Here is a 20,952-nt window from a genome sequence, read left to right on the forward strand (position 1 = left end):
CCGGCGCGGCGCGGTTTTTCCTACACGTAACATTGTCAGGCTGATGACAAGTTTCTGTGTAGAATGTGGGCATGAAAGCTGAGCTCAACCATTCCCGCTCGTACCGTGGATTGACCCAGGACGAGCGGCGCGCCGAGCGCCGGGCCCGCCTGGTCACGGCCGCCATTGCCGTATATGGCGAGCGCGGCTATCACCAGGCCACCGTCAAGGCGGTCTGCGAAGCTGCCGGCCTGACCGAACGCTATTTCTACGAATCCTTCGTCAACAGCGAAGCCCTGCTGATCGATTCCTTCAACCTGGTCACCTATTCGGTGCTGGGGGACGTGAAGCGGGCCGCGCGCGAAGCCGGCCGGGGACGCGTCGCGCGCCTGCGCGCCATGCTGCACGCTTATTTCTCCTCGCTGCAGCGCGAGCCGCAATCTGCGCGCGTGTTCCTGGTCGAGATCCGCGGCGTCAGCCGGGCGGTGGACCTGGCCTTCGACGCCGCCCTGCGCGCGATCGGGCACGAGGTGGCGCGCATCGTTGCCCCGCCCGGGCAACCCGGGGACGAATTGCTGCAGGCCGGCGTGGTCGGCGGCGTCATGCACATTGCGCTGCGCTGGATCGATGCGGGCTACCGGCCCGGGATCGAGAGCGTGGTCGATTCCGCACTGCAGCTGGGCATGCTGCTGTCGGCCAGGCCGGCGCGCGGCGCGCGGGCGCGCGCCGCCGGTGCGCTTACTGCGCCTGCTCCATCTGCGTGATGGTAGCGCGCATCTCGGTGTCGAACGCCGCCGGATCGGTCGCGCCATCCACCTTCGCCATCATGGCACGCCCCAGCCGGTTGTCGGCTTCGCCACGGTAGAGCGTGGCGCCATCGGGACGCCCGGCCAGCATGCCGGTGAAGCGGGTCGCCACCGCGACCTTGCCGGCCAGCGTGCCCGGATCCTTGTGCTGGGCCCCCAACATGATTGCCAGTGCCGCGTCGGAGCGCGAGATCACGCCCTTGTCGAGCGCCTGGACCCAGTAGTCCAGGCCGGCCGGATCCGCCTCGCGCTGGAACAGGTTGCGGTACAGGCCGGCAATGAATTCTTTGGCGCTGCCGGAGGTGTCGCGCGCTTCCGCGCTGTTGGCGAAGGCGTCCAGCATGGCGCGCACGCCCGGATTGTCGCGGTACTGGCTGGCCAGCGCGGCCGGCTCGGTGGCCGCCGACGATGCCGCCAGCTGGCGGCCCCAGTGTTCCAGTCCGGCCGGGTCGGCCGGGCAGCCGAAGTAGGCCAGGTAGACGTGCTGCAGGACCGGAGTGTACGGCTGCCAGGCCACGTTCGTGGCCGGTGCGCCGGGCGCGGCTTCGGCGGCAGGCTGGGCGCCGGGGGGCGCCTCGCGCTTGCCGCAGGCGGCAAACAGCAGCGGCAGGGCGATGGCGAGGGCAAGGGTGGCGGCGCGGCGCGGCGAAGTTGCCGAGCGGGCCGAGGGAGCGGAAGTCGCGGAAAAAGCGGAAAAAGCGGCTGGCTGCATGGAAGTCCGGTGTGGTTGAGATGCCGGAAGTATACGGGTCTTTTTGCTTCTTGCATGCAGGAATGTAGGAAAGATGGCGGCGCAGCCTGCGCCGCCATTCCTGGCCAGGGGTTTAGAACTGGTAGGACACGCCGGCGCTCAGGTTGGTCGCGTCGCTGGCAGGCTTTTGCACTTCGACGCGGGCCGAGACGGCCGGATTGAAGGCGTAGCTGAGGCCGACGCCGTACAGGGCCTTGGTGTCATGTTCTTTCGAGCGCCAGTTGTCGATGCTGGCCTTGGCTTCCAGGCGGTTCACGCCCAGGCGGCCGTACACGCTGACGCTTTCGCCCACCGGCAGGCTGCCGATCACCGACAGCGACAGCTGGTCCACCTTGGCGCTGGCGCGCACGGCGCCCGAGCGGTAGTCTTCGTCGAGCAGGCGACGATAGCCGCCTTCGACGGCGAAGTTCTGGTGGAAGTTGTAACCGACGAAGGCGCCGGCGCTGGTGTCGCGCTCGCCGATATCGTCGACCTTGGTGCGGCCGACATCGGCACCCGCATAGAAGGTATTGGGCTGGGCGGCGAAAGCGGCCGAGGAAGCGAGGACGAGGGCGGTGGCGGCTGCGATTTTCTTGAACATGTCATGCCTTTCTTGTTAGTGTGCGCTGGGGTTGATTCCCGAGCGCGAGGCGATTATTGCACTCAGGATAAACTTAACCTAGGCACAATTTGCAAATATTGTTTGCAAATGTAACCATGTATGCATGGATCGTTTGCCGATTGGGCAGGCTTGGCAAAGATTTAACGGCAGCGCGTCAATAAAAAAACCGCCCCGAAGGGCGGTCTGCGGTCCATAGGGTGGGCGGTCCCCCGCCCACGCGGTCCCCACTCAGATGTGCAGCGCATGTCCCAGCGCGCGCAGGCAGGCTTCCTGCACCGCCTCGCCCAGCGTCGGGTGGGCATGGATGGTGCCGGCCACGTCCTCCAGCAGGGCGCCCAGTTCGATCGACTGGGTAAAGCCGGCCGCCAGTTCCGAGACGGCGCCCCCCACGGCCTGCCAGCCGATGATGCGGTGGTCGCCCTTCCTGGCCACCACGCGCACGAAGCCATCCGTGCTGTCGATCGTCATGGCGCGCCCGTTGGCGCTGAACGGGAAGCTGGCGGTGATGATCTCGATACCCGCCTTGTCCGCATCCAGCGGCGACATGCCGACCACCACGATTTCCGGATCGGTGAAGCAGACGGCCGGAATCGCTGCCGGGGCGAAGTGGCGCCGCTTGCCCGATACGATCTCGGCCACCATCTCGCCCTGCGCCATCGCGCGGTGCGCCAGCATCGGCTCGCCGGCCAGGTCGCCGATCGCCCATACGTTGCGCATCGAGGTGCGGCACTGGTCGTCCACCTTGACCGCGCGGCCGTCCATGTCGAGCATCAGGTTTTCCAGGCCCCAGCCGGTCGTGGCAGGCTTGCGGCCCACGGCCACCAGCACGCGGTCCGCTTCCAGCACCGCATCCACCCCGGACGCGTCGCGTACCCGTACCCGGCCTTCCTCGTCGAGTCCCTGCACCGAGCAGCCCAGGCGCAGTTCGACGCCCAGGCGTCCCAGCGCCGCCGCCACCGGCTTGACCAGGTCGGCGTCGTAGGCGGGCAGGATACGGTCGGCCGCTTCGACCACCGTCACCTGGCTGCCCAGCTTGCGGTAGGCGGTGCCCAGTTCCAGGCCGATGTAGCCGGCGCCGACCACCACCAGGCGTGGCGGGATGCTGGCGGGGGACAGCGCCTCGGTAGACGAGATCACCGCTCCGCCGAAGGGCATGAAGGGCAGTTCGACGGGTTGCGAGCCGGTGGCCAGCAGCATGTGCTCGCAGCGGATGCGCACGCTGGCCTGCTGCTCGCCGTCCTGGCGCACCTCGACCGTCTTGCCGTCGAGGATGGTGGCCCAGCCGTTTACCAGCCTGACCCCGTTCTTCTTGAGCAGGGCGCCAACCCCGCCGGTGAGCTTCTTGACGATGCCGTCCTTCCAGGCCACCGTGCGCTCCAGGTCGATGCGCGGTTCGCTGGTGGTGATCCCCAGCGGCGAGGTCTCGGCCGCATAGCTGCGCGCCTTGCAGAATTCCTCGGCGGCGTGGATCAGGGCCTTGGACGGGATGCAGCCGATGTTCAGGCAGGTGCCGCCGGGCGAGGCGCCCTCGACCAGCACGGTCTGCACGCCGAGCTGGCCGGCGCGGATCCCGGCCACGTAGCCGCCGGGACCGCCGCCGATGATCAGGAGGGTGGTATTGATGGTCTCCATGCGCCTTTACTCCACGAAGATGGTGGCCGGGGTTTCGAGATAACCGCGGATGGTCTGGATGAACTTCGCCGCCACCTGGCCGTCGATGACGCGGTGGTCGAACGACGAGGACAGGTTCATCATCTTGCGCGCCACCATGGCGCCATCCTTGATGACCGGACGGTCGACGATGCGGTTGGGGCCGATGATCGCCACTTCCGGACGGTTCAGCACCGGGGTGGTGACGATGCCTCCCAGCGGGCCCAGGCTGGTGATGGTGATGGTGGAACCGGTCAGCTCCTCGCGCGTGGCGCGGCCGGCGCGCGCGGCATCGGCCAGGCGCGCCACTTCGGCGCTGGCTGCCCACGGGTCGAGCGTCTCGGCATGGCGCACCACCGGCACCATCAGGCCGGCCTCGGTCTGGGCCGCGATGCCCAGCTGGACGCCGTCGTACTGGGTCAGCATGTTGTTGGCGTCATCGTAGCGCGCGTTCATCATCGGGTACTGGCGGATGGCCAGCACCACGGCGCGCATCAGGAGCGGCAGGAAGGTCAGCTTGCCGCGCTCGGCGCCATACCTGGCGTTGAGCTGGGTGCGCAGGGCTTCCAGTTCGGTGACGTCGACTTCTTCCACATAGGTGAAGTGCGGGATGTTGCGCTTGGCTTCCTGCATCTTCTCGGCGATCTTGCGGCGCAGGCCGATCACCGGTGTGGCGCGCTCGCCTTCCAGCTTCGCGTAGCGGTTGTCGCGTCCGCCGGCCTGGGCGCTGCCGCGGTGGCCCGCCACGTGGGCGTCCAGGTCGGCGTGCGTGATGCGTCCGGCCGGGCCGGAGCCATGCACGAACTGCAGTTCGACGCCCAGGTCCCAGGCACGCTGGCGCACGGCCGGCGCCGCCAGCGGCTTCTCGCCTTCGGCGCGCAGCGGCACCGGGCCCTTCTGGTAGGCCTGCGTTTGCGGGCCCGCGGGCTTCGCCGGCGGCGGGGCCACAGGCGCCGGGGAGGGCGCGGCCCTGGCGGACGTGCCCTGGGCCGCTTCGGCCTGCGCCACCGCTGCCAGTTGTGGATCGCCCACTTCCTCGGCCGGGGCGGTGGCGGCGGCGGACTTCACCGGCTCCTGCCTTGCCTTCTCGGCCGCGCTCTTGCCAGTGAAATTCCCGGCGCCTTCGACCTCGAGGCGGATCAGCTCCGCGCCCACGGCGAGCGACTGGCCCACGGCGCCGCCCAGCGAGGTGATGACCCCCGCCACCGGCGAGGGAATCTCGACGGTGGCCTTGTCGGTCATGACATCGGCCAGCACCTGGTCTTCCTTGACCGTATCGCCCGGCTGCACGTGCCAGGCCACGACTTCGACTTCGGCGATGCCTTCGCCGAGGTCCGGCATCTTAATGACGTGAATCCCCATCGGTTCAACCCTCCATCGCACGTTTCAGGGCCGCGCCGACACGGTCGGGGCCCGGGAAATAAGCCCATTCCTGCGCATGCGGATACGGGGTGTCCCAGCCGGTGACGCGCTCGATCGGCGCCTCCAGCTGGTAAAAGCAGTGTTCCTGGACCAGGGCCGCCAGCTCGGCGCCGAAGCCGCTGGTACGGGTGGCTTCGTGCACGATCACGCAGCGGCCGGTCTTCTTGACCGAATTGACGATGGTCTCGAGGTCGAGCGGCCAGATGCTGCGCAGGTCGATCACTTCGGCGTCGACACCGCTCTCGCGTGCCGCCGCTTCCGACACCCAGACCATGGTGCCGTAGGCCAGCACGGTGACGTCGTTGCCCGGGCGGACGATGGCGGCCTTGTCCAGGTCGACCTTGTAGTAGCCGGTCGGGACGTTGCCGGCCGCATGGCCGGACCAGGGCACGACCGGACGGTCGTGGTGGCCGTCGAACGGGCCGTTGTACAGACGCTTCGGTTCCAGGAAGATCACCGGATCGTCGTTCTCGATCGAGGCGATGAGAAGGCCCTTGGCATCGTAGGGATTGGACGGCATCACGGTGCGCAGTCCGCACACGTGGGTGAAGAAGGCTTCCGGACTCTGGCTGTGGGTCTGGCCGCCGTAGATGCCGCCGCCGCAGGGCATGCGGATCACCATCGAGGAAGTGAACTCGCCCGCCGAGCGGTAGCGCAGGCGCGCCGCTTCCGACACGATCTGGTCGGTCGCCGGATAGAAATAGTCGGCGAACTGGATCTCGACCACCGGGCGCAGGCCGTAGGCCGCCATGCCGACGGCGGTGCCGACGATGCCGCCTTCCGAGATCGGCGCGTCGAACACGCGCGACTTGCCGTATTTCGCTTGCAGGCCATCCGTGACGCGGAACACGCCGCCGAAGTAGCCGACGTCCTGGCCGTACACGACGACGTTGCCGTCGCGTTCCATCATCACGTCCATGGCCGAGCGCAGCGCCTGGATCATGGTCATCGGCATGCTGTTGCTGGCCTGGGCCTGGTGCTGGTCCCGGTCCTTCTCATTCGCTTGATCATCGCGCGCCATGCTCATACTCCCAGTTCCTGACGCTGCCGGCGCAAGTGCTCCGGCATGTCCTTGTAAACGTCCTCGAACATCGTGGCCGCGCTCGGGGCGCGCTCGTCGCCCAGGATGCCGTAGGATTCGGCTTCCTTCTGCGCGGCGAGGATCTCGGCCTCGAGTTCGGCCTGCACCCTGTCGTGCTCTTGGTCCGACCACCAGCCCTGTTTCGTGAGGTACTGGCGCAGGCGCTGGATCGGGTCGCCCAGCGGGAAGTGCTGGAAGTCGTCGGCCGGGCGGTAGCGCGAAGGATCGTCCGAGGTCGAGTGCGGACCGGCGCGGTAGGTGACCCATTCGATCAGGGTCGGGCCGAGGTTGGAGCGGGCCCGTTCGGCGGCCCAGCGCGAGGCGGAGAGCACGGCCAGGAAGTCGTTGCCGTCCACGCGCAGCGACGCAATGCCGCTGCCGATGCCGCGGGTGGCGAAGGTGACGCTCTCGCCGCCGGCGATGGCCTGGAAGGTCGAGATCGCCCACTGGTTGTTCACCACGTTCATGATCACCGGCGCGCGGTACACGTGGGCGAAGGTGAGGGCGGTGGAGAAATCGGATTCGGCGGTGGCGCCGTCGCCGATCCAGGCCGAGGCGATTTTTGTATCGCCCTTGATGGCCGAGGCCATGGCCCAGCCCACGGCTTGCGGGTACTGGGTGGCGAGGTTGCCGGAAATCGTGAAGAAGCCGGCGCGGCGCACCGAGTACATGACCGGCAGCTGGCGGCCCTTGAGCGGATCGCGCTCGTTGGACAGCAGCTGGCAGATCATCTCGACCAGCGGCACCTGCTTGGCCATCAGGAGGCTTTGCTGGCGGTAGGTCGGGAAGTGCATGTCGCCGTCTTCCAGGGCCAGGGCCTGGGCCGTGCCCAGGGCTTCCTCGCCGAGCGACAGCATGTAGAAGGACATCTTCTTCTGGCGCTGGGCGATCACCATGCGCGCATCAAAAATGCGGGTCTTCATCATGGTGCGCAGGCCGAAGCGCAGTAGTTCGGGCTCGACCTCGGGCACCCACGGACCGACGGCGTCGCCGTTCTCGTCCAGGACGCGGATCAGGCCATTGGCGATGTCGCTGGTGTCGAGCGGCGCGACGTCGATGGGTGGACGCCGGACCGAACCGGCGGGACTCAACTGCAGATACGAAAAATCGGTCTTGCATCCCGGGCGGCCGGTAGGCTCCGGTACATGCAGCGACAGAGGCTTACTCTGACTCATAAACGCTACCCCTTTGTAAGGTGAATTGCGGCAAGCATGATACGGCGAACGGCCGCGCACACGAAGCTTTTGACCAAGTATTTTTATTTTGCTGTGCAGCATAACTGGCGCGCCCAGCCGGGGGAGCAGCGCCCGATTGCCGGGGGCGTGCGGCGTCTGTAGTATGGGACTGTGCAGCACAACGCCCATGCCCGGGCTCACACTCGATATGCCGGAAGTCATGCAGAAAACCGCGGTCATGTTGCTGACGCTGCTGATGGCGCTGGCGGGGATCGGCTTGCCGATCTGGCTGGCGATCGAGGAATCCGAGCGCCAGGCCTTCAAGGCCGAAAGCGCGCATGCCCTCGGCTACGCGCGCGACGTCGTGCTGCGCGCCAACGAGACCGGCCAGCAGGTGCAGAACATGGGGGAGCGGCTGGCCCCGCATGCGGCTGCGCCATGCGCGCAGGCCAGCCTGGACGAGATGCGCGAAATCGACCTCGGATCGACCTATATCCAGGCGGTCGGCTACGTGCAGGGCGACAGCATGCCCTGTTCCTCGATCCTCGGCACGGCGCGCCGGCTCGACCTGGGACCGCCCGACTACGTGAGCGCCGACGGCGCCCGGATATGGCGCGCGGCGCGCTTCCCGTTCGCGCCGCAGGAACGCTTCCTGGTGCTGCAGAACGGGATGTTCGCCGCCATCCTGCACGCCCAGCTGGCGCTCGACACCGCCAAGAGCGAGCCGGACGTGGCGCTGGCCGTGCTGCCCTTCGACTTCCCGCAGCCGGTCAGCGCGCGCGGCGCGGTCGACCCGGCCTGGCTGGCGCGCCTGGGCAAGGCGCGCGAGGCGGTGTTCGTGGACGGCGAGCAGCTGGTGGCCGTGGTGCGCTCGGACCGGTTCCGGGTGGCCGGGGTGGCGGCGCTGCCGCTGCACTACGTGCAGGGACGGTCGGAGGCACTGGCGATGCGCCTGGTGCCGGCCGGGCTGGCGGCCGGCGTGGTGCTGAGCCTGGCGATCCTCTACCTGGCGCGCCTGCAGATGGCCTTGCCGTATGCCGTCAGGAACGCGCTGCGCCGGCACGAACTGTTCCTCGAGTACCAGCCGGTCGTGGACCTGGCCACCGGCGCCTGGATGGGGGTCGAGGCGCTGGTACGCTGGCGCCGGCCCACCGGCGAGATCGTGATGCCGGACCTGTTCATCCCGATCGCCGAGCAGAACGCGCTGATCGTGCGCCTGACGCGCCAGGTGCTGGACCGGGTCTGCCGGGACACCGGCTTCTATCTCGAGATGCACCCCGACTTCCACATCGGCATCAACGTCGCGCCGGCCGATTTCCACTCCCCCGGCTTCGTCGAGCTCCTGCAGGAGACGCTGGGGCGGATGGGCGCGCGCCCTTCCAACCTGATCCTGGAAGTGACCGAGCGCGGCCTGCTCGACCCGGTGGTGGCGCGCCAGACCTCGGGTGCGCTGCGCCGGCTCGGCTTCGCGCTGGCGATCGACGACTTCGGCACCGGCTATTCGAGCCTGTCCTACCTGGAGTCGCTGGAGCTGGATTTCCTGAAGATCGACCGCAGCTTCATCGAGGCAATCGGCACCGGCGCGCCCACCAGCCAGGTGGTCGGGCACATCATCCGCATGGCCAAGGACCTCGGCCTGCGCATGATCGCGGAAGGGGTGGAGAGCCATGCCCAGGCCGATTTCCTGCGCGCCCAGGGCGTGCAGTATGGGCAGGGCTGGCTGTTCGGGCGGCCGATGTCCTTCGTCGAGGTGGTGCGGCAGATGGAAGACATGGCGCGCGCGCAGCCGGTCCACGCCACCGGCTGAACCGGGCAGCCATCTTCCCGGAAGGGGGGAGGATGCAGGGGGATGCGCCCGGCGCCGGGCGGGGGCACCACCCAGCCATGCATCCACTCTTCATCGATGGACATGGTCGGCGCCGGAAAACCGGGGCCCTCCTTGCCGTTCTGGTCCTAGCGCAGCACCGGCAACTCGATGTAGCTCGGGTTGGCCGCATCGTGGTGCAGGGCATTGTCGGCCACCACGCCGTCCTTCTCGCGCTCGTTCGGGCCGCCCGTGTTCAGGTTGCGCACGAACTTCGGAAAGTTCGACGAGCTCACCTCGACGCGGATCCGGTGCCCCGCGCCGAACTGGATCGCGGTCGCGATCGGGCTCGGGCGGATGGTGGCGACCTCGCCGGCCTTGAGCGGTTCCGGACGCTCGAAGCCGTTGCGGTAGCGGGCCCGGAAGATGGTGTCGCCGATGATCCAGGCGGTGCCGTCCGGCGCGACGTCGACCAGCTTGACGGCGAAATCGGTGTCCTTCGCGTTCGACGAGACCTTCAGCACCGCGTCCACGAAGCCGGCCACGCTCACCGCTTGCGGCAGCGGGTCGCTGGTGTAGACCAGCACGTCGTTGCGGACCTCGACCGGGCGCTGGTCGAAGGCGCCGGGCACCACGATGCCGCCGTTGCAGCAGTCGCCGCCGCCGATCGTCTGCACCGGGTTCATCGGGTCGTAGCGGTAGCGGTCCGGCGCTTCGCCCGCCGCCGGCGCTTCCATGCTGAGCCGGCCGTCGCCGTGCAGCGAATTGGCCCGGCCGCCGGAGCGCAGGTAGAGGCGCATCGGCCTGGCGTTCTGCGGCGGCCAGGTACTGGCGCCCTGCCAGCGGTTGGCGCCCATCTCGTAGTAGCGCACGTGCGGGGTGCTGGCCGGGAAGGCCTTGGCGTCGCCCTTCAGCCAGCGGTCGAACCAGCCGTACACGGCGCCGTCGACGTCGAAGCTGGTGTCGCCCATGGCGCGCGCGCCGACCGTGGTGTCGGGCCCCATGCGGGAATAGGCGCAGTGCGGGATCGGTGCCACCACCGCGTACTGGTTGGCGCTCGCCTCCTTGTCGGTGCCGGCGGCGCGCGCATGGTTGAACAGTTCCAGGTTGGGGCCGATCGAGACGTCGTACCAGCTGTTGAACCACAGGGCCGGCACGCCCCAGCCCATGCCTTCGTGGTACAGCCCGCCCTGGCGCCAGCCCTGATCGGCGGGGCTGCGTCCGATGAACTGTTCGAAGGTGGCGGGCGGCTCGCCCAGCGAGGACAGCATCTGGTCCACCGGCAGGTGCCTGACCTGCTTGTTCCAGTCGACCGGCGGCTTGCTCGGATGCAGGTCGTTGTAGGCCTCGACCCGGGCGCGCAGGCGCTCGTCCTGGATGGCGGCAGGCAGGCGCGCGCGCAGCGGGTTGTCGACCCCGTACAGCCAGACGAAGAACAGGTTGCGCGGCACGCCGCCGGTGTACCAGTTGCCCTGTTCCTGGAAGCGTCCGACCTTGCCGATGCCGGCCCCGGCCGACATCGGCACCATGGCCGCATGCGCCGGGTGGTTCAGGCCGGCCAGGGCCAGCTGCCATTCGGCCGAGGACGAGCAGCCCAGGGTGCCCACCTTGCCGTTCGACCAGGGCTGTTGGGCGATCCAGGACAGGGTGTCGTAGCCGTCGGTCTGCGGGTTGCCGAGGATCTGCCAGTCGCCTTCCGAAAAATAGCGCCCGCGCTCGCTCTGGACGATGAAGACGTAGCCGCGCTTGACCGACTCCAGCACGTAGCGCTGGGTCGAGCCTTTCAGCTTGCCCTCGTTGTAGGGCGTCTTCCACAGGATGACCGGCAGGCGGCCGGTGGCGTTCTTCGGCAGGTAGATGTCGGTCGAGAGCCTGACCCCGTCGCGCATCGGCACCATCACGGACAGCTGCTTGCCGGCGATGCGCGCCAGTTCGCGCTCCATGGCCTCGGGACTGTATTTCGCGTAGTCCTGGGCCAGGGCCAGGGTGGTGGCGTCGCCGGCCAGCAGGGCCAGGGCAGTCAGGGTGGCGGCAAACTTCTTCAAAGGCGGTCTCCTCGGGTGGAATGGACGTTGCGATGCGTAGACACTTTAGCAAGCGCGCGCCAGGCAGGCCAGCGCCGCGTGCAGCGCCACCCCCGCGCTGCGGCTATTTGGCGTCTTTACCCGCGCGGCGCAGCCGGTAGCCCAGGCCCAGCAGGAGCAGCCAGGCCGGCATCATCCACACCGATACCCGCAGGCCCGGGGTCAGGTACATCACCAGCACGATCCCGGCCAGGAACGCCAGGCACAGGTAGTTAGTGAGCGGGAACAGCGGGCTGGGGAAGGCGGTGGCCTGGCTGGCGGCGGCCCTGGCGCGGCGGAAGCGCAGGTGGCTCCAGCAGATCATGCCCCAGTTGATGACCAGGGCGGCCACGGCCAGGCCCATCAGCATGCCGAAGGCTTCGCGCGGCAGGAAGTAGTTGATGCAGATGCAGATGCCGGTGGCCAGCGCCGACACGCCCAGCGCCGCCAGCGGCACGCCGCGCCGCGACAGCTTGAGCAGGGCGCGCGGCGCATTGCCCTGTTCGGCCAGGCCGAACAGCATGCGGCTGTTGGCGTACACGCAGCCGTTGTAGACCGACAGGGCGGCGGTGAGGACCACCAGGTTCAGCACATTGGCCACCAGGGTGCTGTCGAGGGCGGCGAAGATCAGCACGAAGGGGCTGCCCCCCAGCACCACCTTCTGCCACGGGTAGAGCATCAGGAGCACGGCCAGCGCGCCGACGTAGAAGATGGCGATGCGCCAGATGGCCTGGTTGATCGCGCGCGGGATGGTGCGGCCCGGGTCGTCGGCTTCGGCAGCGGTGATGCCGATCATTTCCAGCCCGCCGAAGGAGAACATGATCACCGCCATCGACAGTGCCAGGCCGGCGAAGCCGTTCGGGAAGAAGCCGCCGTGGCGCCACAGGTTGTCCACGCCCGCCTGCGGGCCGGCGCTGTCGCTGAGCAGCAGGTAGCAGCCGAACACGATCATGCCGACCACCGCCGCCACCTTGATGATCGCGAACCAGAATTCGAGCTCGCCGAAGGCCTTCACGTTGAGCAGGCTGAGCGCGTTGACCAGGCAGAAGAAGCCGAGCGCCGAGACCCAGGTGGGAATCTCCGGGAACCAGTACTGGACGTAGATGCCGAGCGCCGACAGCTCGGCCATGCTGACGAGGATGTACATCACCCAGTAGTTCCAGCCGGAGACGAAGCCGGCCATCGGACTGCCGTACTTGCTGGCGAAGTGGCCGAAGGAGCCGGCCACCGGCTCCTCGACGATCATCTCGCCCATCTGGCGCATGATCAGAAAGGCGACCAGGCCGGCCAGCGCATAGCCGAGCAGGGCCGAAGGGCCGGCCTGCTGGATGGTCTGGGCCACGCCCAGGAACAGGCCGGTGCCGATGGCGCCGCCGAGGGCGATCAGCTGGATGTGGCGGTTCTTGAGGCCACGCTTGAGGGTGGCGCCGCCTGGTTCGGCAAGGGTGTGCTGCAGTTTGTCCATCGTCGGCCTTAAGGTGGGTGCTGCGAAAGTTGCCTTAAAGCCAGCGATTCTACTGCATCGCGCGCCGACGTGGACGCCGGGCCGGCGCAAAGCCGCCGCCGGCCGGCGCCGGGCCCGGCCGCGCCGGTTCAGTAGCGGCGGTAGCCGCCACGGCCGAGCGGATAGCGGCGCGCCATGCGGCCGCCGAACTTCTTCCAGAGCAGGCCTGCAAGGGCCATCATGATCATCTTGCGCATGTGGTTCTCCTTCGCGAAAACGGGCCGCGCGGCGCGCGGCATCGGAACCAGCCTAGCAGGAAGGCGGACCGCGTGGCGCAGGCCTTCAGCCCGGCATCGTGAAGAAGGCCAGCATGCCAACCATGGCCGCGCCCAGCATCAGCAGCACGAAGCCGGACAGGCGCGCCAGCGCGCCGAGGCGGGCGCCCTGCGGGCGGCTGCGCAGCAGGTAGAGCCCGATCCCGAGCGGCGCCGCCGCCACCACCGCCGAACTCATCCAGCGCGAACGGCGGTACAGGCGCGCTTCGCTGTCGAGGCGGTACCAGTAGTAGGGCAGGAAGCTGAGCAGGAAGGCGCAGAGCAGGGTCCACCAGGCCGGCAGGTGCAGGCGGGTGGCGCCGGACAGGGCTTCGGTCATGCCGCAGGCAAACATCAACATCAACAGCGCGTACAGGGTGTTCTTGGGAGTCATTGCAATGAATCTGGAGCGAAGGCGCCGAGCATAGCACCCGGCGCGGGGCACGAAATTCAACAAAACTCACCACCGCGCACGAATATGCATATTGCCTACGATGCGGCCATTTCCGCATCGCGCAGGGGCAGGGCGCGCCGCGCGGCCCAGGCCTGGCGCGGTCGCATGTCGATGCGCCCACCGTCCGGCGATTCGTGGGCCGCTTCCGCTGCGCCCGCAGGTGCAGCGTAACGACCTGCACGCAGTATAGGAAGATACGACCGGCGGATCTGCCCCCTCGGCGGGGGGAAGGCGCGCGCTGGGACCACCCGCCGCGCCGCCCGGCACGCCAGTGCCCGGTTCAGGCGCCTGGCGTCGCCGCGGCGCCGAGCGTGGCCAGCACCTCGTCCAGCGGCGCCGGACGCGCGAACAGGTAGCCCTGCATGCAGGGACAGCCGTGCCGCACCAGGTAGTCGGCCTGGTGTTCGGTCTCGATGCCTTCGGCCACCACGCGCAGGCCGAGGTGGTCGGCCATCGCCAGGATCGACTGGACGATGGCGGTGCCGTTGACATCGTTCGGCGTGTCGCGGATGAAGCTGCGGTCGATCTTCAGCTCGTACAGCGGCATCTTCTTCAGGTAGGCCAGGTTCGAATAGCCGGTGCCGAAGTCGTCCACCGAGAAGCGGATCCCGAGCGCGGCCAGCGCGTGCATGCGGGCGATGGTCTGGTCCAGGTCCGACACCAGCAGGCCCTCGGTGACTTCGAAGATCAGCTGGCGCGCCGGGGCGCCGGTCTCGCGCAGCACCGCGGCGACCTGCTCGACGAAGCCGGGCTGGCGGAACTGGGCCGGGCTGACGTTGATCGACAGCGGCAGCGGGTGGCCGGCGCGCTCGAGGCGCAGCCACGCCTCGCAGGCCTGGCGCAGCACCCAGTTCCCCAGCTCGACGATCAGGCCGCTCGCCTCGGCGATCGGGATGAAGCTGTCCGGCGCCACCATGGTGCCGTCCGCGCGGCGCCAGCGCATCAGGAGTTCGGCGCCGACCGGCTGCCGGCGCTGGTCCACCTGCAGCTGCAGGTGCATGGCCAGCTCGCCGTTGGCGAGTGCGCGCGCCAGGTCGCGCTCGATGCCGAGTTTCTGCTCGGCCTCGGCCAGCATGCCCTGTTCGAACAGGGCGACCCCGTGGCGTCCGGCCGCCTTGGCCTGGTACATGGCGACGTCGGCCTCGCGCAGCAGGTCGTTCGCGCCTTGTGCGCAGCGCTGCAGCAGGGTCACGCCGATGCTGCCCGAGGGACGGTAGTAGTGTTCGCCGATCGCCACTTCCTCGCCGAGCGCGCCCAGCACCTTGTGCGCGATGCGCATCGCGGTGCCGCTAGCGGTCTCCGGGTCCTTGCCCAGACCGCCCAGCAGGATCACGAACTCGTCCCCGCCCAGGCGGGCCACGGTGTCGTCGGCGCGCACGCTCGCCACCAAGCGCGCCGCGGCGTGCTTGAGCAGGGCGTCGCCGGTGGCGTGGCCGCGTGCGTCGTTGACCTGCTTGAAGTTGTCGAGGTCGATGAACAGCACCGCGCCCAGGGCGCCGCCGCGCTGGCGCGCCGCCACCAGCGCTTCCAGGCGCTCGGTCAGCAGGCGCCGATTGGGCAGGCCGGTCAGGCCGTCGTAGAAGGCCAGCCGGTGGATCGCCTTGGCCGAGTTGCGGCGCTCGGTGATGTCGCGTCCCACCACGACCCAGTGGGTATTGCGCCCGCCCTCGCTGGCGAAGGGCACCATCTCCACTTCCAGCCAGTAGGGTTCGCCGGCCCGGTCGTAGCTCACCAGTTCGGCGCGCACCGCCTCGCTGCGCGCCAGCGCGGCCTGGATGCGGGCGACTTCGGCGGGGTCGGTGTCGGGCCCGGCCAGGATCTGCATGCTCTGGCCGACGATGTCCTCGCGCCGGTAGCCGGTGCGGCGCTCGAAGGCTTCGTTGGCGAAGATGATTGGCTGGGTCACGCCTTCGCCTTCGACCGCGCGTGCAATCAGCACCATGTCGTTCAGGCGCGCCACCGCGGCCGAGGTCAGGCGCAGCTCGGCGTTCAGTTCGACCAGCCTGGCCTGCTTGGCCTCGAGCGCGGCGGCGCCGCTGCGTACCTCGTCCAGGGTCTGGGCCAGTCCCTTGAGCAGGGCGCCGCAGCAGACCGTGAGGACGGCGCCCACGCACAGGTAGTTCAGCGCCACGGCGATGCTCGGCAGCAGGGCGCCGTCCGGCACGCCGTTGACCAGGAAGCGCGCCTGGCCGGTGATGCCCAGCACCAGGATGGTGGCGCCGCACAGGCCCAGGATGGCCAGCGCCGGGCGGATGCCGAGCAGGATCACCGCCAGCACCGGCGGCCCGATCAGGTAGAGCTGGCTGACGCCGCCCACGCTCAGCATCAGGCCAACGCCGACCAGGTACATGATGGCCAGCAGGTGCAACACGCGCCAGGCGTAGGCCAGGTGCCTGCTGCGCCAGACGCCGAACAGCCAGGCCAAGGCCAGCATGTCCATCAGCGCGATCGGCCACAGGCCCTGGACCAGCGCGAAGGCGGCGCTTGGAATGGCGGCCGCCGTTCCCAGCGCCAGGGTGGCGCCGATCAGGGTCGCGAAAATGCGTGAGCGCCAGTGCGCCAGGTCGTGGTTCTCAGTCATGCGTTGCAGCGTACGCATGCCGGATGGTTCTTCAGCGCACTATGATTTGGTTAGGGGAAACAAGATATCTGAAGTCATCGGCCGGCACCGAGGATCCGGGACGATTGTCGCACGTCCCTTATGGCGGCCGCAGCCGCTATCGTGCGCTGTCCGGGCGCCGCGTGGCGGCCGGCTCAGGCCTTATGCGGCAGGCCGAGCTGGCGGTTGGCCGGCACCGCGATGTCGATCAGCTTCGGGGGCGGCAGGTTCAGGGCGCCCATCAGGGCCACGAAGTCCTTGCGCGAGCGTGCGGCCAGGCGTGCGTTGTGGCGCTTTTCCCAGCCGATGGTGGTCACCGACTGGCCCTTGTAGTCGTGGCCCGGCCAGACCCTGGTGGCCTCGTCCAGGGTGAACAGCTTGCGCGTGATGCTGTCGTACAGGGCGGACGCGGAGCCGCCCTGGAAGTCGGTGCGCCCGCAGCCGTCGACCAGCAGGGTATCGCCCGAGAACAGGTTGCCGCGCCACAGGTAGCACATGCTGCCGGCCGTATGGCCCGGCGTGTGGATGACGGCGATCTCTTCGCCGGCGCCGAAGGCGATCCGGTCGCCGTCCTCGAGCTGGATCTCGGCCGGCGCAATGCCGCAGCCGCTCGGCACGCAGGCCCGGGCGCCGGTCAGGGCGCGCAGGCGGCCGGCCGAGGTGACATGGTCGGCATGGGCATGGGTTTCCAGCACGTGGCTCAGGCGCAGCCCGAGGCGCTCGATGTGGGCCAGGTCGCGCTGCCAGTGGCGGTCGACCGGATCGATGATCGCCGCCCCGGCGTCGCCCGGCGCCGCCAGGATGTAGGTATAGGTCGAGGATTCGGCGTCGAACAGCTGGATCGGATTGACTTGCATGGGCTTCTCCTGGGTGCGCCGACGTTGTACCACAGCTTGCGGGCCGGGGGAAGACGCCGGAGGTTCAGCGCCGCGCGGGTTCCGGCGCCGGCGCCGGCGCCGGCGCACCCTGGCGCGAGACCAGGATGCGGTCGATGCGGTTGCCGTCCATGTCCATCACTTCGAAGCGGAAGCCCTCCCAGTCCACCAGGTCGGACGGCTTCGGGATGTAGCCCAGCTGGTAGAGCAGGAAGCCGGCCAGCGTGTGGTAGGCGCCTTCATCCTCGCCCGGGAAGGCGAGCCCGGTCTCGAGCAGGTCGCGGAAGCGGTCGAGCGCCACGCCGCCATCGAGCAGCCAGCTGCCGTCGGCGCGCTGCACCGCGTCCGCATCGTACTCTTCGCCCGCCACGGTGACGTCGCCCACCAGCGCGCTCATCACGTCGCTCAGCGTGACCATGCCTTGGATGTCGCCGTACTCGTCGACGATCAGGGCCAGTTCGGCGCGGTTCTTCTTGAACATCTCGAGCAGGGCCATCGCGCTTACGGTCTCCGGCACGTACAGCAGTTCCTGCACCGCGCCGTCGAGGTCGATGGTATCGAAGCTGCCAGTGCGCACCGCCTGCCCGAACAGGTCGCGCGCCGTCACGTAGCCGAGGATGTGCGAGCGGTCGCCGCGGCAGACGGGAAAGCGGCTGTAGGGATTGGCGGCGATGGTTTCCAGGTTGTGGCGGCGCGCGTCCTCGAGGTCGAGGATCACCAGGTCCACGCGCGGCGTCATCAGGGATTTCAGGTGCTGGTCGTCCAGGCGCAGCGCGCGCTGCACGATGTCGTACTCGGTCTTCTCGAACACGCCGGTGTCGGCGCCTTCCTTGATCATGCCGGTGATGTCTTCCTCGGTCGGCGCTTCCTCCTTCGCCTCATGGATGCCGACCAGGCGCACGATGGCGTTGGTGCTCATGGAGAGGAAAGCCACGAAGGGCGACATCAGCACCGACAGCAGGCGCAGCGGCTGGGCGATCAGGATCGCCATGGTTTCCGGGAAGGCCATGGCGATGCGCTTCGGGACCAGTTCGCCGAAGATGATCGAGGCCACCGTAATTACCAGCACCACCGTCGCCAGCGCCGCTTCGCGCGCATACGGCCCGACTACGGGCAGCTGCTCGAACTGCGGGGTCAGGTGGCTGACCAGCGAGGCTTCGCCGAAGGCGCCGTTGAAAATGCCGATCAGGGTGATGCCGACCTGCACCGTGGACAGGAAGTGGCTGGGGTCGTCGGCCAGCTTGAGCGCGGCGCGTGCGCGCCGGCTGCCTTCCTCCGCGCGCCGCTCGAGGCGGATGCGCTTGGCCGAGACCAGTGCCAACTCGCTCATGGCGAACACTCCATTCGTCAGGATCAGAAGGGAGATGATCAGTATGTCGGTCAGCACGGGCGCGGGGCCTCCGTCGGACAAACCGGGCCGCGGCCGGGCACGCCAGGAGCGGCGCACGCCGCATCATCGCATGCCGGCCGCGCTTCGCGCCACACGAATTGCCAAATCAGCATCAAGGGCCGCGCGCCCGGAATCAGGGACGGGTGGGATCGAACTGCTTCGCGATCCCGGCCCAGCAGGCCTGGTAGTCGCCCTGCAGCTGGGGCGAGGCCAGGGCCGCCGCGGTCGGGACCAGCACGTTGCGGGTCTCGAACATGAAGGCCATGGTGTCCAGCACCTTGTGCGGGCGGCTGGTGTCGGCGCTGCTGGCCTTGTCGAAGGTGGCGGCGTCCGGGCCGTGCCCGCTCATGCAGTTGTGCAGGCTGGCGCCGCCGGGCACGAAGCCCTCGGCCTTGGCGTCGTAGGCGCCGTGGATCAGGCCCATGAACTCGCTCGCCACGTTGCGGTGGAACCAGGGTGGGCGGAAGGTGTCCTCGCCCACCAGCCAGCGCGGCGGGAAGATCACGAAGTCGAGCGTGTCCACGCCTGGCGTATCGCTGGGCGCCTGCAGCACCAGGAAGATCGACGGGTCCGGGTGGTCGTAGCTGATCGAACCGATCGTGTTGAAGTGGCGCAGGTCGTACTTGTAGGGCACGTAGTTGCCGTGCCAGGCCACCACGTCCAGCGGCGAATGCCCGATCGGGGCGCGCCACAGGCCGCCGCAGAACTTGGCCACCAGCTCGAACTCGCCTTCCAGGTCTTCATAGCGGGCGACCGGGGTCAGGAAGTCGCGCGGGTTGGCCAGGCCGTTCGAGCCGATCGGCCCCATGTCCGGCAGGCGCAGCAGCGCGCCGAAGTTCTCGCAGAGGTAGCCGCGCGCCTCGCCGTCCGGCAGGCTGACCTGGAAGCGCACCCCGCGCGGGATCACGGCGATTTCCTGTGGCGCGATCTCGAGCAGGCCGAATTCGGTGGCGATCGCCAGCCGGCCCTGCTGTGGCACCACCAGCAGCTCGCCGTCGGCGCTGTAGAAGTAGCGCCCCGCCATGTCGCGGTTGGCGGCATACAGGTGGATCGCGCAGCCGCTCATCGCCTCGGCCGAGCCGTTGCCGGCCATGGTCACCCAGCCCTCGATGAAGTCGGTGGGCACGCCCGGCATTGGCAGCGGGCTCCAGCGCATCTGGCTGGGCGGCGCCGGGGTGTCGAAGCGCGATACGATGCGGCCGGCCGCCAGCGGACTGAAGCTGCCATGCACGGCGCCCGGGCGGATCCGGTACAGCCAGGAGCGGCGGTTATGGGCGCGCGGGGCGGTGAAGGCGGTGCCGGAGAGCTGCTCGGCGTACAGGCCGTAGGCGACGCGCTGGGGCGAATTGCGGTGCGCGGGCAGGGCGCCGGGCAGGGCCTCGGTGGCGAATTCGTTGCCGAAGCCGCTCATGTAGGCACTGGCGGCCGGCGCGCGTTCGACGGACTGGCTCATGGGAGTTCTCCTGGTTGGGAATCGCCGCCACTGTAGAAGAAATCAAGGGGTTTTACGAGATGAATAGAAGAATGTAGACTATTCATATACTAAATACTACTGGCAGCGCAGGCGGGCCGCGCCCACAATGCATCCTGCCCGCACATCCATGATCGAACCGCATGCCATCGACCTGAACCTGCTGGCGGTGTTCCAGGAAGTCTATCGGGAACGGCAGATCTCCTCGGCCGCGCGCAGGCTGGGCCTGAGCCAGTCGGCGGTCAGCAATGCGCTGGCCCGGCTGCGCCGCGCCTTCGGCGACGAGCTGTTCGTGCGCACGGCGAGCGGCATGCAGCCGACGCCGCTGGCGGCCCAGATGGCCGAGCCGATCGGGGCGGCGATGGCGCAGGTGGCGCTGGCGCTCAACCAGCGCAGCCGTTTCGACCCGGCCAGCAGCCGGCGCCGCTTCGTGCGGGCCATGACCGACGTCGGGGAGATCCATTTCATGCCGGCCCTGACCGAGCGCTGCCGGGCCCTGGCGCCGCAGGTCGAGATCAGCTCCCTGCGCGCCGGGGCGCTGGCCTTGAAGGAAGCGATGGAAAGCGGGCGGGTGGACCTGGCGGTGGGACCCTTCGAGGATATCTCGGAAGCGCTGTACCAGCGCCAGCTGTTCCGCCAGCCCTATGTGACGATGATGCGCAGGGGCCATCCGCTCGCCCGGGGTGAGCTGAGCCTGGAGCGCTTCGTGCAGGCCGAGCACCTGTTGGTCGATGCGAGCGAAAGCCCCTACGACCGCATCAACGCGCTGCTGGCGCGCGCCGGCGTGGGAGGCGAGCGGGGTGCCGCCGTGCGCTTCCGGGTGCCGCATTTCACCGCGGTGCCCTACATGGTGGCAGGCTCGGACCTGGTGGTCACGGTGCCGCAGAAGCTGGCCGAGCGCGCCGCCCAGCCCTTCGGCCTGGAATGGGTGCTGCCGCCGCTGGAGCTGCCCGCGCTGCAGACCAACGTGTTCTGGCACCGGCGCTACAACCAGGACCCGGGCAACCAGTGGCTGCGCGGGCTGCTGGCCGAGCTGTTCGCCGAATAGCAACATCGCATTACCCCGGCCGCCA

At 68.8% G+C, this 20,952-nt stretch carries 16 protein-coding genes; 3 read left to right on the plus strand and 13 right to left on the minus strand.

The window, feature by feature from the left end:
* Window positions 1-71 precede the first annotated feature (71 nt).
* Window positions 72-743 (plus strand): TetR/AcrR family transcriptional regulator, encoded by a 672-nt coding sequence (locus LCI23_RS07845; RefSeq protein ID WP_224945901.1) that lies wholly within the window; start codon window positions 72-74, stop codon window positions 741-743.
* Here LCI23_RS07845 and LCI23_RS07850 read toward each other — a convergent pair.
* The 6 genes from LCI23_RS07850 to LCI23_RS07875 all read right to left on the minus strand — a co-directional run bounded on the left by LCI23_RS07850 (window position 718) and on the right by LCI23_RS07875 (window position 7,465).
* A complete protein-coding gene (locus tag LCI23_RS07850) occupies window positions 718-1,497 on the minus strand; it encodes a DUF4214 domain-containing protein (protein WP_224945902.1) in 780 nt (259 codons plus the stop codon). The genes LCI23_RS07845 and LCI23_RS07850 overlap by 26 nt on opposite strands.
* 112 nt (window positions 1,498-1,609) lie before the next feature.
* Entirely contained in the window at window positions 1,610-2,116 is a 507-nt protein-coding gene (locus LCI23_RS07855) for an outer membrane beta-barrel protein (protein WP_224945903.1), read from the minus strand.
* Window positions 2,117-2,365: 249 nt separating this feature from the next.
* On the minus strand, window positions 2,366-3,769 hold the full coding sequence (gene lpdA / locus LCI23_RS07860; protein WP_224945904.1) for a dihydrolipoyl dehydrogenase: 1,404 nt from the start codon (window positions 3,767-3,769) through the stop codon (window positions 2,366-2,368).
* Between the two features lie 6 nt (window positions 3,770-3,775).
* Complete coding sequence (locus LCI23_RS07865) at window positions 3,776-5,149, minus strand: dihydrolipoamide acetyltransferase family protein (protein ID WP_224945905.1); 1,374 nt, start codon at window positions 5,147-5,149, stop codon at window positions 3,776-3,778.
* Between the two features lie 4 nt (window positions 5,150-5,153).
* Window positions 5,154-6,164: an alpha-ketoacid dehydrogenase subunit beta gene (locus LCI23_RS07870; RefSeq protein WP_224946033.1), complete on the minus strand. Its 1,011-nt coding sequence runs from the start codon at window positions 6,162-6,164 to the stop codon at window positions 5,154-5,156.
* Window positions 6,165-6,232: 68 nt separating this feature from the next.
* Window positions 6,233-7,465: a 3-methyl-2-oxobutanoate dehydrogenase (2-methylpropanoyl-transferring) subunit alpha gene (locus tag LCI23_RS07875; protein ID WP_224945906.1), complete on the minus strand. Its 1,233-nt coding sequence runs from the start codon at window positions 7,463-7,465 to the stop codon at window positions 6,233-6,235.
* Window positions 7,466-7,652: 187 nt separating this feature from the next.
* On the opposite strand from LCI23_RS07875, the gene LCI23_RS07880 reads away from it, so the two are divergent.
* Window positions 7,653-9,272, plus strand: a complete 1,620-nt coding sequence (locus LCI23_RS07880) for an EAL domain-containing protein (RefSeq protein ID WP_224945907.1) — start codon at window positions 7,653-7,655, stop codon at window positions 9,270-9,272.
* 146 nt (window positions 9,273-9,418) lie between these two features.
* On the opposite strand, the gene LCI23_RS07885 is transcribed toward LCI23_RS07880, so the two are convergent.
* The 7 genes from LCI23_RS07885 to hmgA form a co-directional block, all read right to left on the minus strand.
* On the minus strand, window positions 9,419-11,314 hold the full coding sequence (locus tag LCI23_RS07885; protein ID WP_224945908.1) for a CocE/NonD family hydrolase: 1,896 nt from the start codon (window positions 11,312-11,314) through the stop codon (window positions 9,419-9,421).
* Window positions 11,315-11,417: 103 nt separating this feature from the next.
* Window positions 11,418-12,797 (minus strand): amino acid permease, encoded by a 1,380-nt coding sequence (locus tag LCI23_RS07890; RefSeq protein WP_224945909.1) that lies wholly within the window; start codon window positions 12,795-12,797, stop codon window positions 11,418-11,420.
* Window positions 12,798-13,118: 321 nt separating this feature from the next.
* Window positions 13,119-13,484, minus strand: coding sequence for a hypothetical protein (locus LCI23_RS07895; protein WP_224945910.1), 366 nt, complete (start codon window positions 13,482-13,484; stop codon window positions 13,119-13,121).
* 340 nt (window positions 13,485-13,824) lie between these two features.
* Window positions 13,825-16,125, minus strand: coding sequence for an EAL domain-containing protein (locus LCI23_RS20620; RefSeq protein WP_307727713.1), 2,301 nt, complete (start codon window positions 16,123-16,125; stop codon window positions 13,825-13,827).
* A 173-nt stretch (window positions 16,126-16,298) separates the two neighbouring features.
* Window positions 16,299-17,000, minus strand: a complete 702-nt coding sequence (locus LCI23_RS07915; RefSeq protein WP_224945911.1) for an MBL fold metallo-hydrolase — start codon at window positions 16,998-17,000, stop codon at window positions 16,299-16,301.
* 64 nt (window positions 17,001-17,064) lie between these two features.
* Entirely contained in the window at window positions 17,065-18,405 is a 1,341-nt protein-coding gene (locus LCI23_RS07920; protein ID WP_374041153.1) for a hemolysin family protein, read from the minus strand.
* A 136-nt stretch (window positions 18,406-18,541) separates the two neighbouring features.
* The gene (gene hmgA / locus LCI23_RS07925; protein ID WP_224945912.1) at window positions 18,542-19,861 is read right to left on the minus strand and encodes a homogentisate 1,2-dioxygenase; all 1,320 of its coding nucleotides are present in this window, start codon (window positions 19,859-19,861) and stop codon (window positions 18,542-18,544) included.
* Between the two features lie 148 nt (window positions 19,862-20,009).
* Here hmgA and LCI23_RS07930 point away from each other — a divergent pair, with 148 nt between their 5' ends.
* Complete coding sequence (locus LCI23_RS07930) at window positions 20,010-20,927, plus strand: LysR family transcriptional regulator (protein ID WP_224945913.1); 918 nt, start codon at window positions 20,010-20,012, stop codon at window positions 20,925-20,927.
* The last annotated feature ends 25 nt before the right edge of the window (window positions 20,928-20,952 follow it).

It is taken from the genome of Massilia sp. MS-15, assembly GCF_020176695.1.
Classification (GTDB): domain Bacteria; phylum Pseudomonadota; class Gammaproteobacteria; order Burkholderiales; family Burkholderiaceae_D; genus Telluria; species Telluria hydrophila.

Excerpts from the sequence above, each read along its gene's own strand:
- LCI23_RS07845 (WP_224945901.1), top strand. The coding sequence starts at position 72 with ATGAAAGCTGAGCTCAACCATTCCCGCTCGTACCGTGGATTGACCCAG.
- LCI23_RS07850 (WP_224945902.1), bottom strand. The coding sequence starts at position 1,497 with ATGCAGCCAGCCGCTTTTTCCGCTTTTTCCGCGACTTCCGCTCCCTCG.
- LCI23_RS07855 (WP_224945903.1), bottom strand. The coding sequence starts at position 2,116 with ATGTTCAAGAAAATCGCAGCCGCCACCGCCCTCGTCCTCGCTTCCTCG.
- lpdA (WP_224945904.1), bottom strand. The coding sequence starts at position 3,769 with ATGGAGACCATCAATACCACCCTCCTGATCATCGGCGGCGGTCCCGGC.
- LCI23_RS07865 (WP_224945905.1), bottom strand. The coding sequence starts at position 5,149 with ATGGGGATTCACGTCATTAAGATGCCGGACCTCGGCGAAGGCATCGCC.
- LCI23_RS07870 (WP_224946033.1), bottom strand. The coding sequence starts at position 6,164 with ATGCCGATGACCATGATCCAGGCGCTGCGCTCGGCCATGGACGTGATG.
- LCI23_RS07875 (WP_224945906.1), bottom strand. The coding sequence starts at position 7,465 with ATGAGTCAGAGTAAGCCTCTGTCGCTGCATGTACCGGAGCCTACCGGC.
- LCI23_RS07880 (WP_224945907.1), top strand. The coding sequence starts at position 7,653 with ATGCCCGGGCTCACACTCGATATGCCGGAAGTCATGCAGAAAACCGCG.
- LCI23_RS07890 (WP_224945909.1), bottom strand. The coding sequence starts at position 12,797 with ATGGACAAACTGCAGCACACCCTTGCCGAACCAGGCGGCGCCACCCTC.
- LCI23_RS07895 (WP_224945910.1), bottom strand. The coding sequence starts at position 13,484 with ATGACTCCCAAGAACACCCTGTACGCGCTGTTGATGTTGATGTTTGCC.
- LCI23_RS20620 (WP_307727713.1), bottom strand. The coding sequence starts at position 16,125 with ATGACTGAGAACCACGACCTGGCGCACTGGCGCTCACGCATTTTCGCG.
- LCI23_RS07915 (WP_224945911.1), bottom strand. The coding sequence starts at position 17,000 with ATGCAAGTCAATCCGATCCAGCTGTTCGACGCCGAATCCTCGACCTAT.
- hmgA (WP_224945912.1), bottom strand. The coding sequence starts at position 19,861 with ATGAGCCAGTCCGTCGAACGCGCGCCGGCCGCCAGTGCCTACATGAGC.
- LCI23_RS07930 (WP_224945913.1), top strand. The coding sequence starts at position 20,010 with ATGATCGAACCGCATGCCATCGACCTGAACCTGCTGGCGGTGTTCCAG.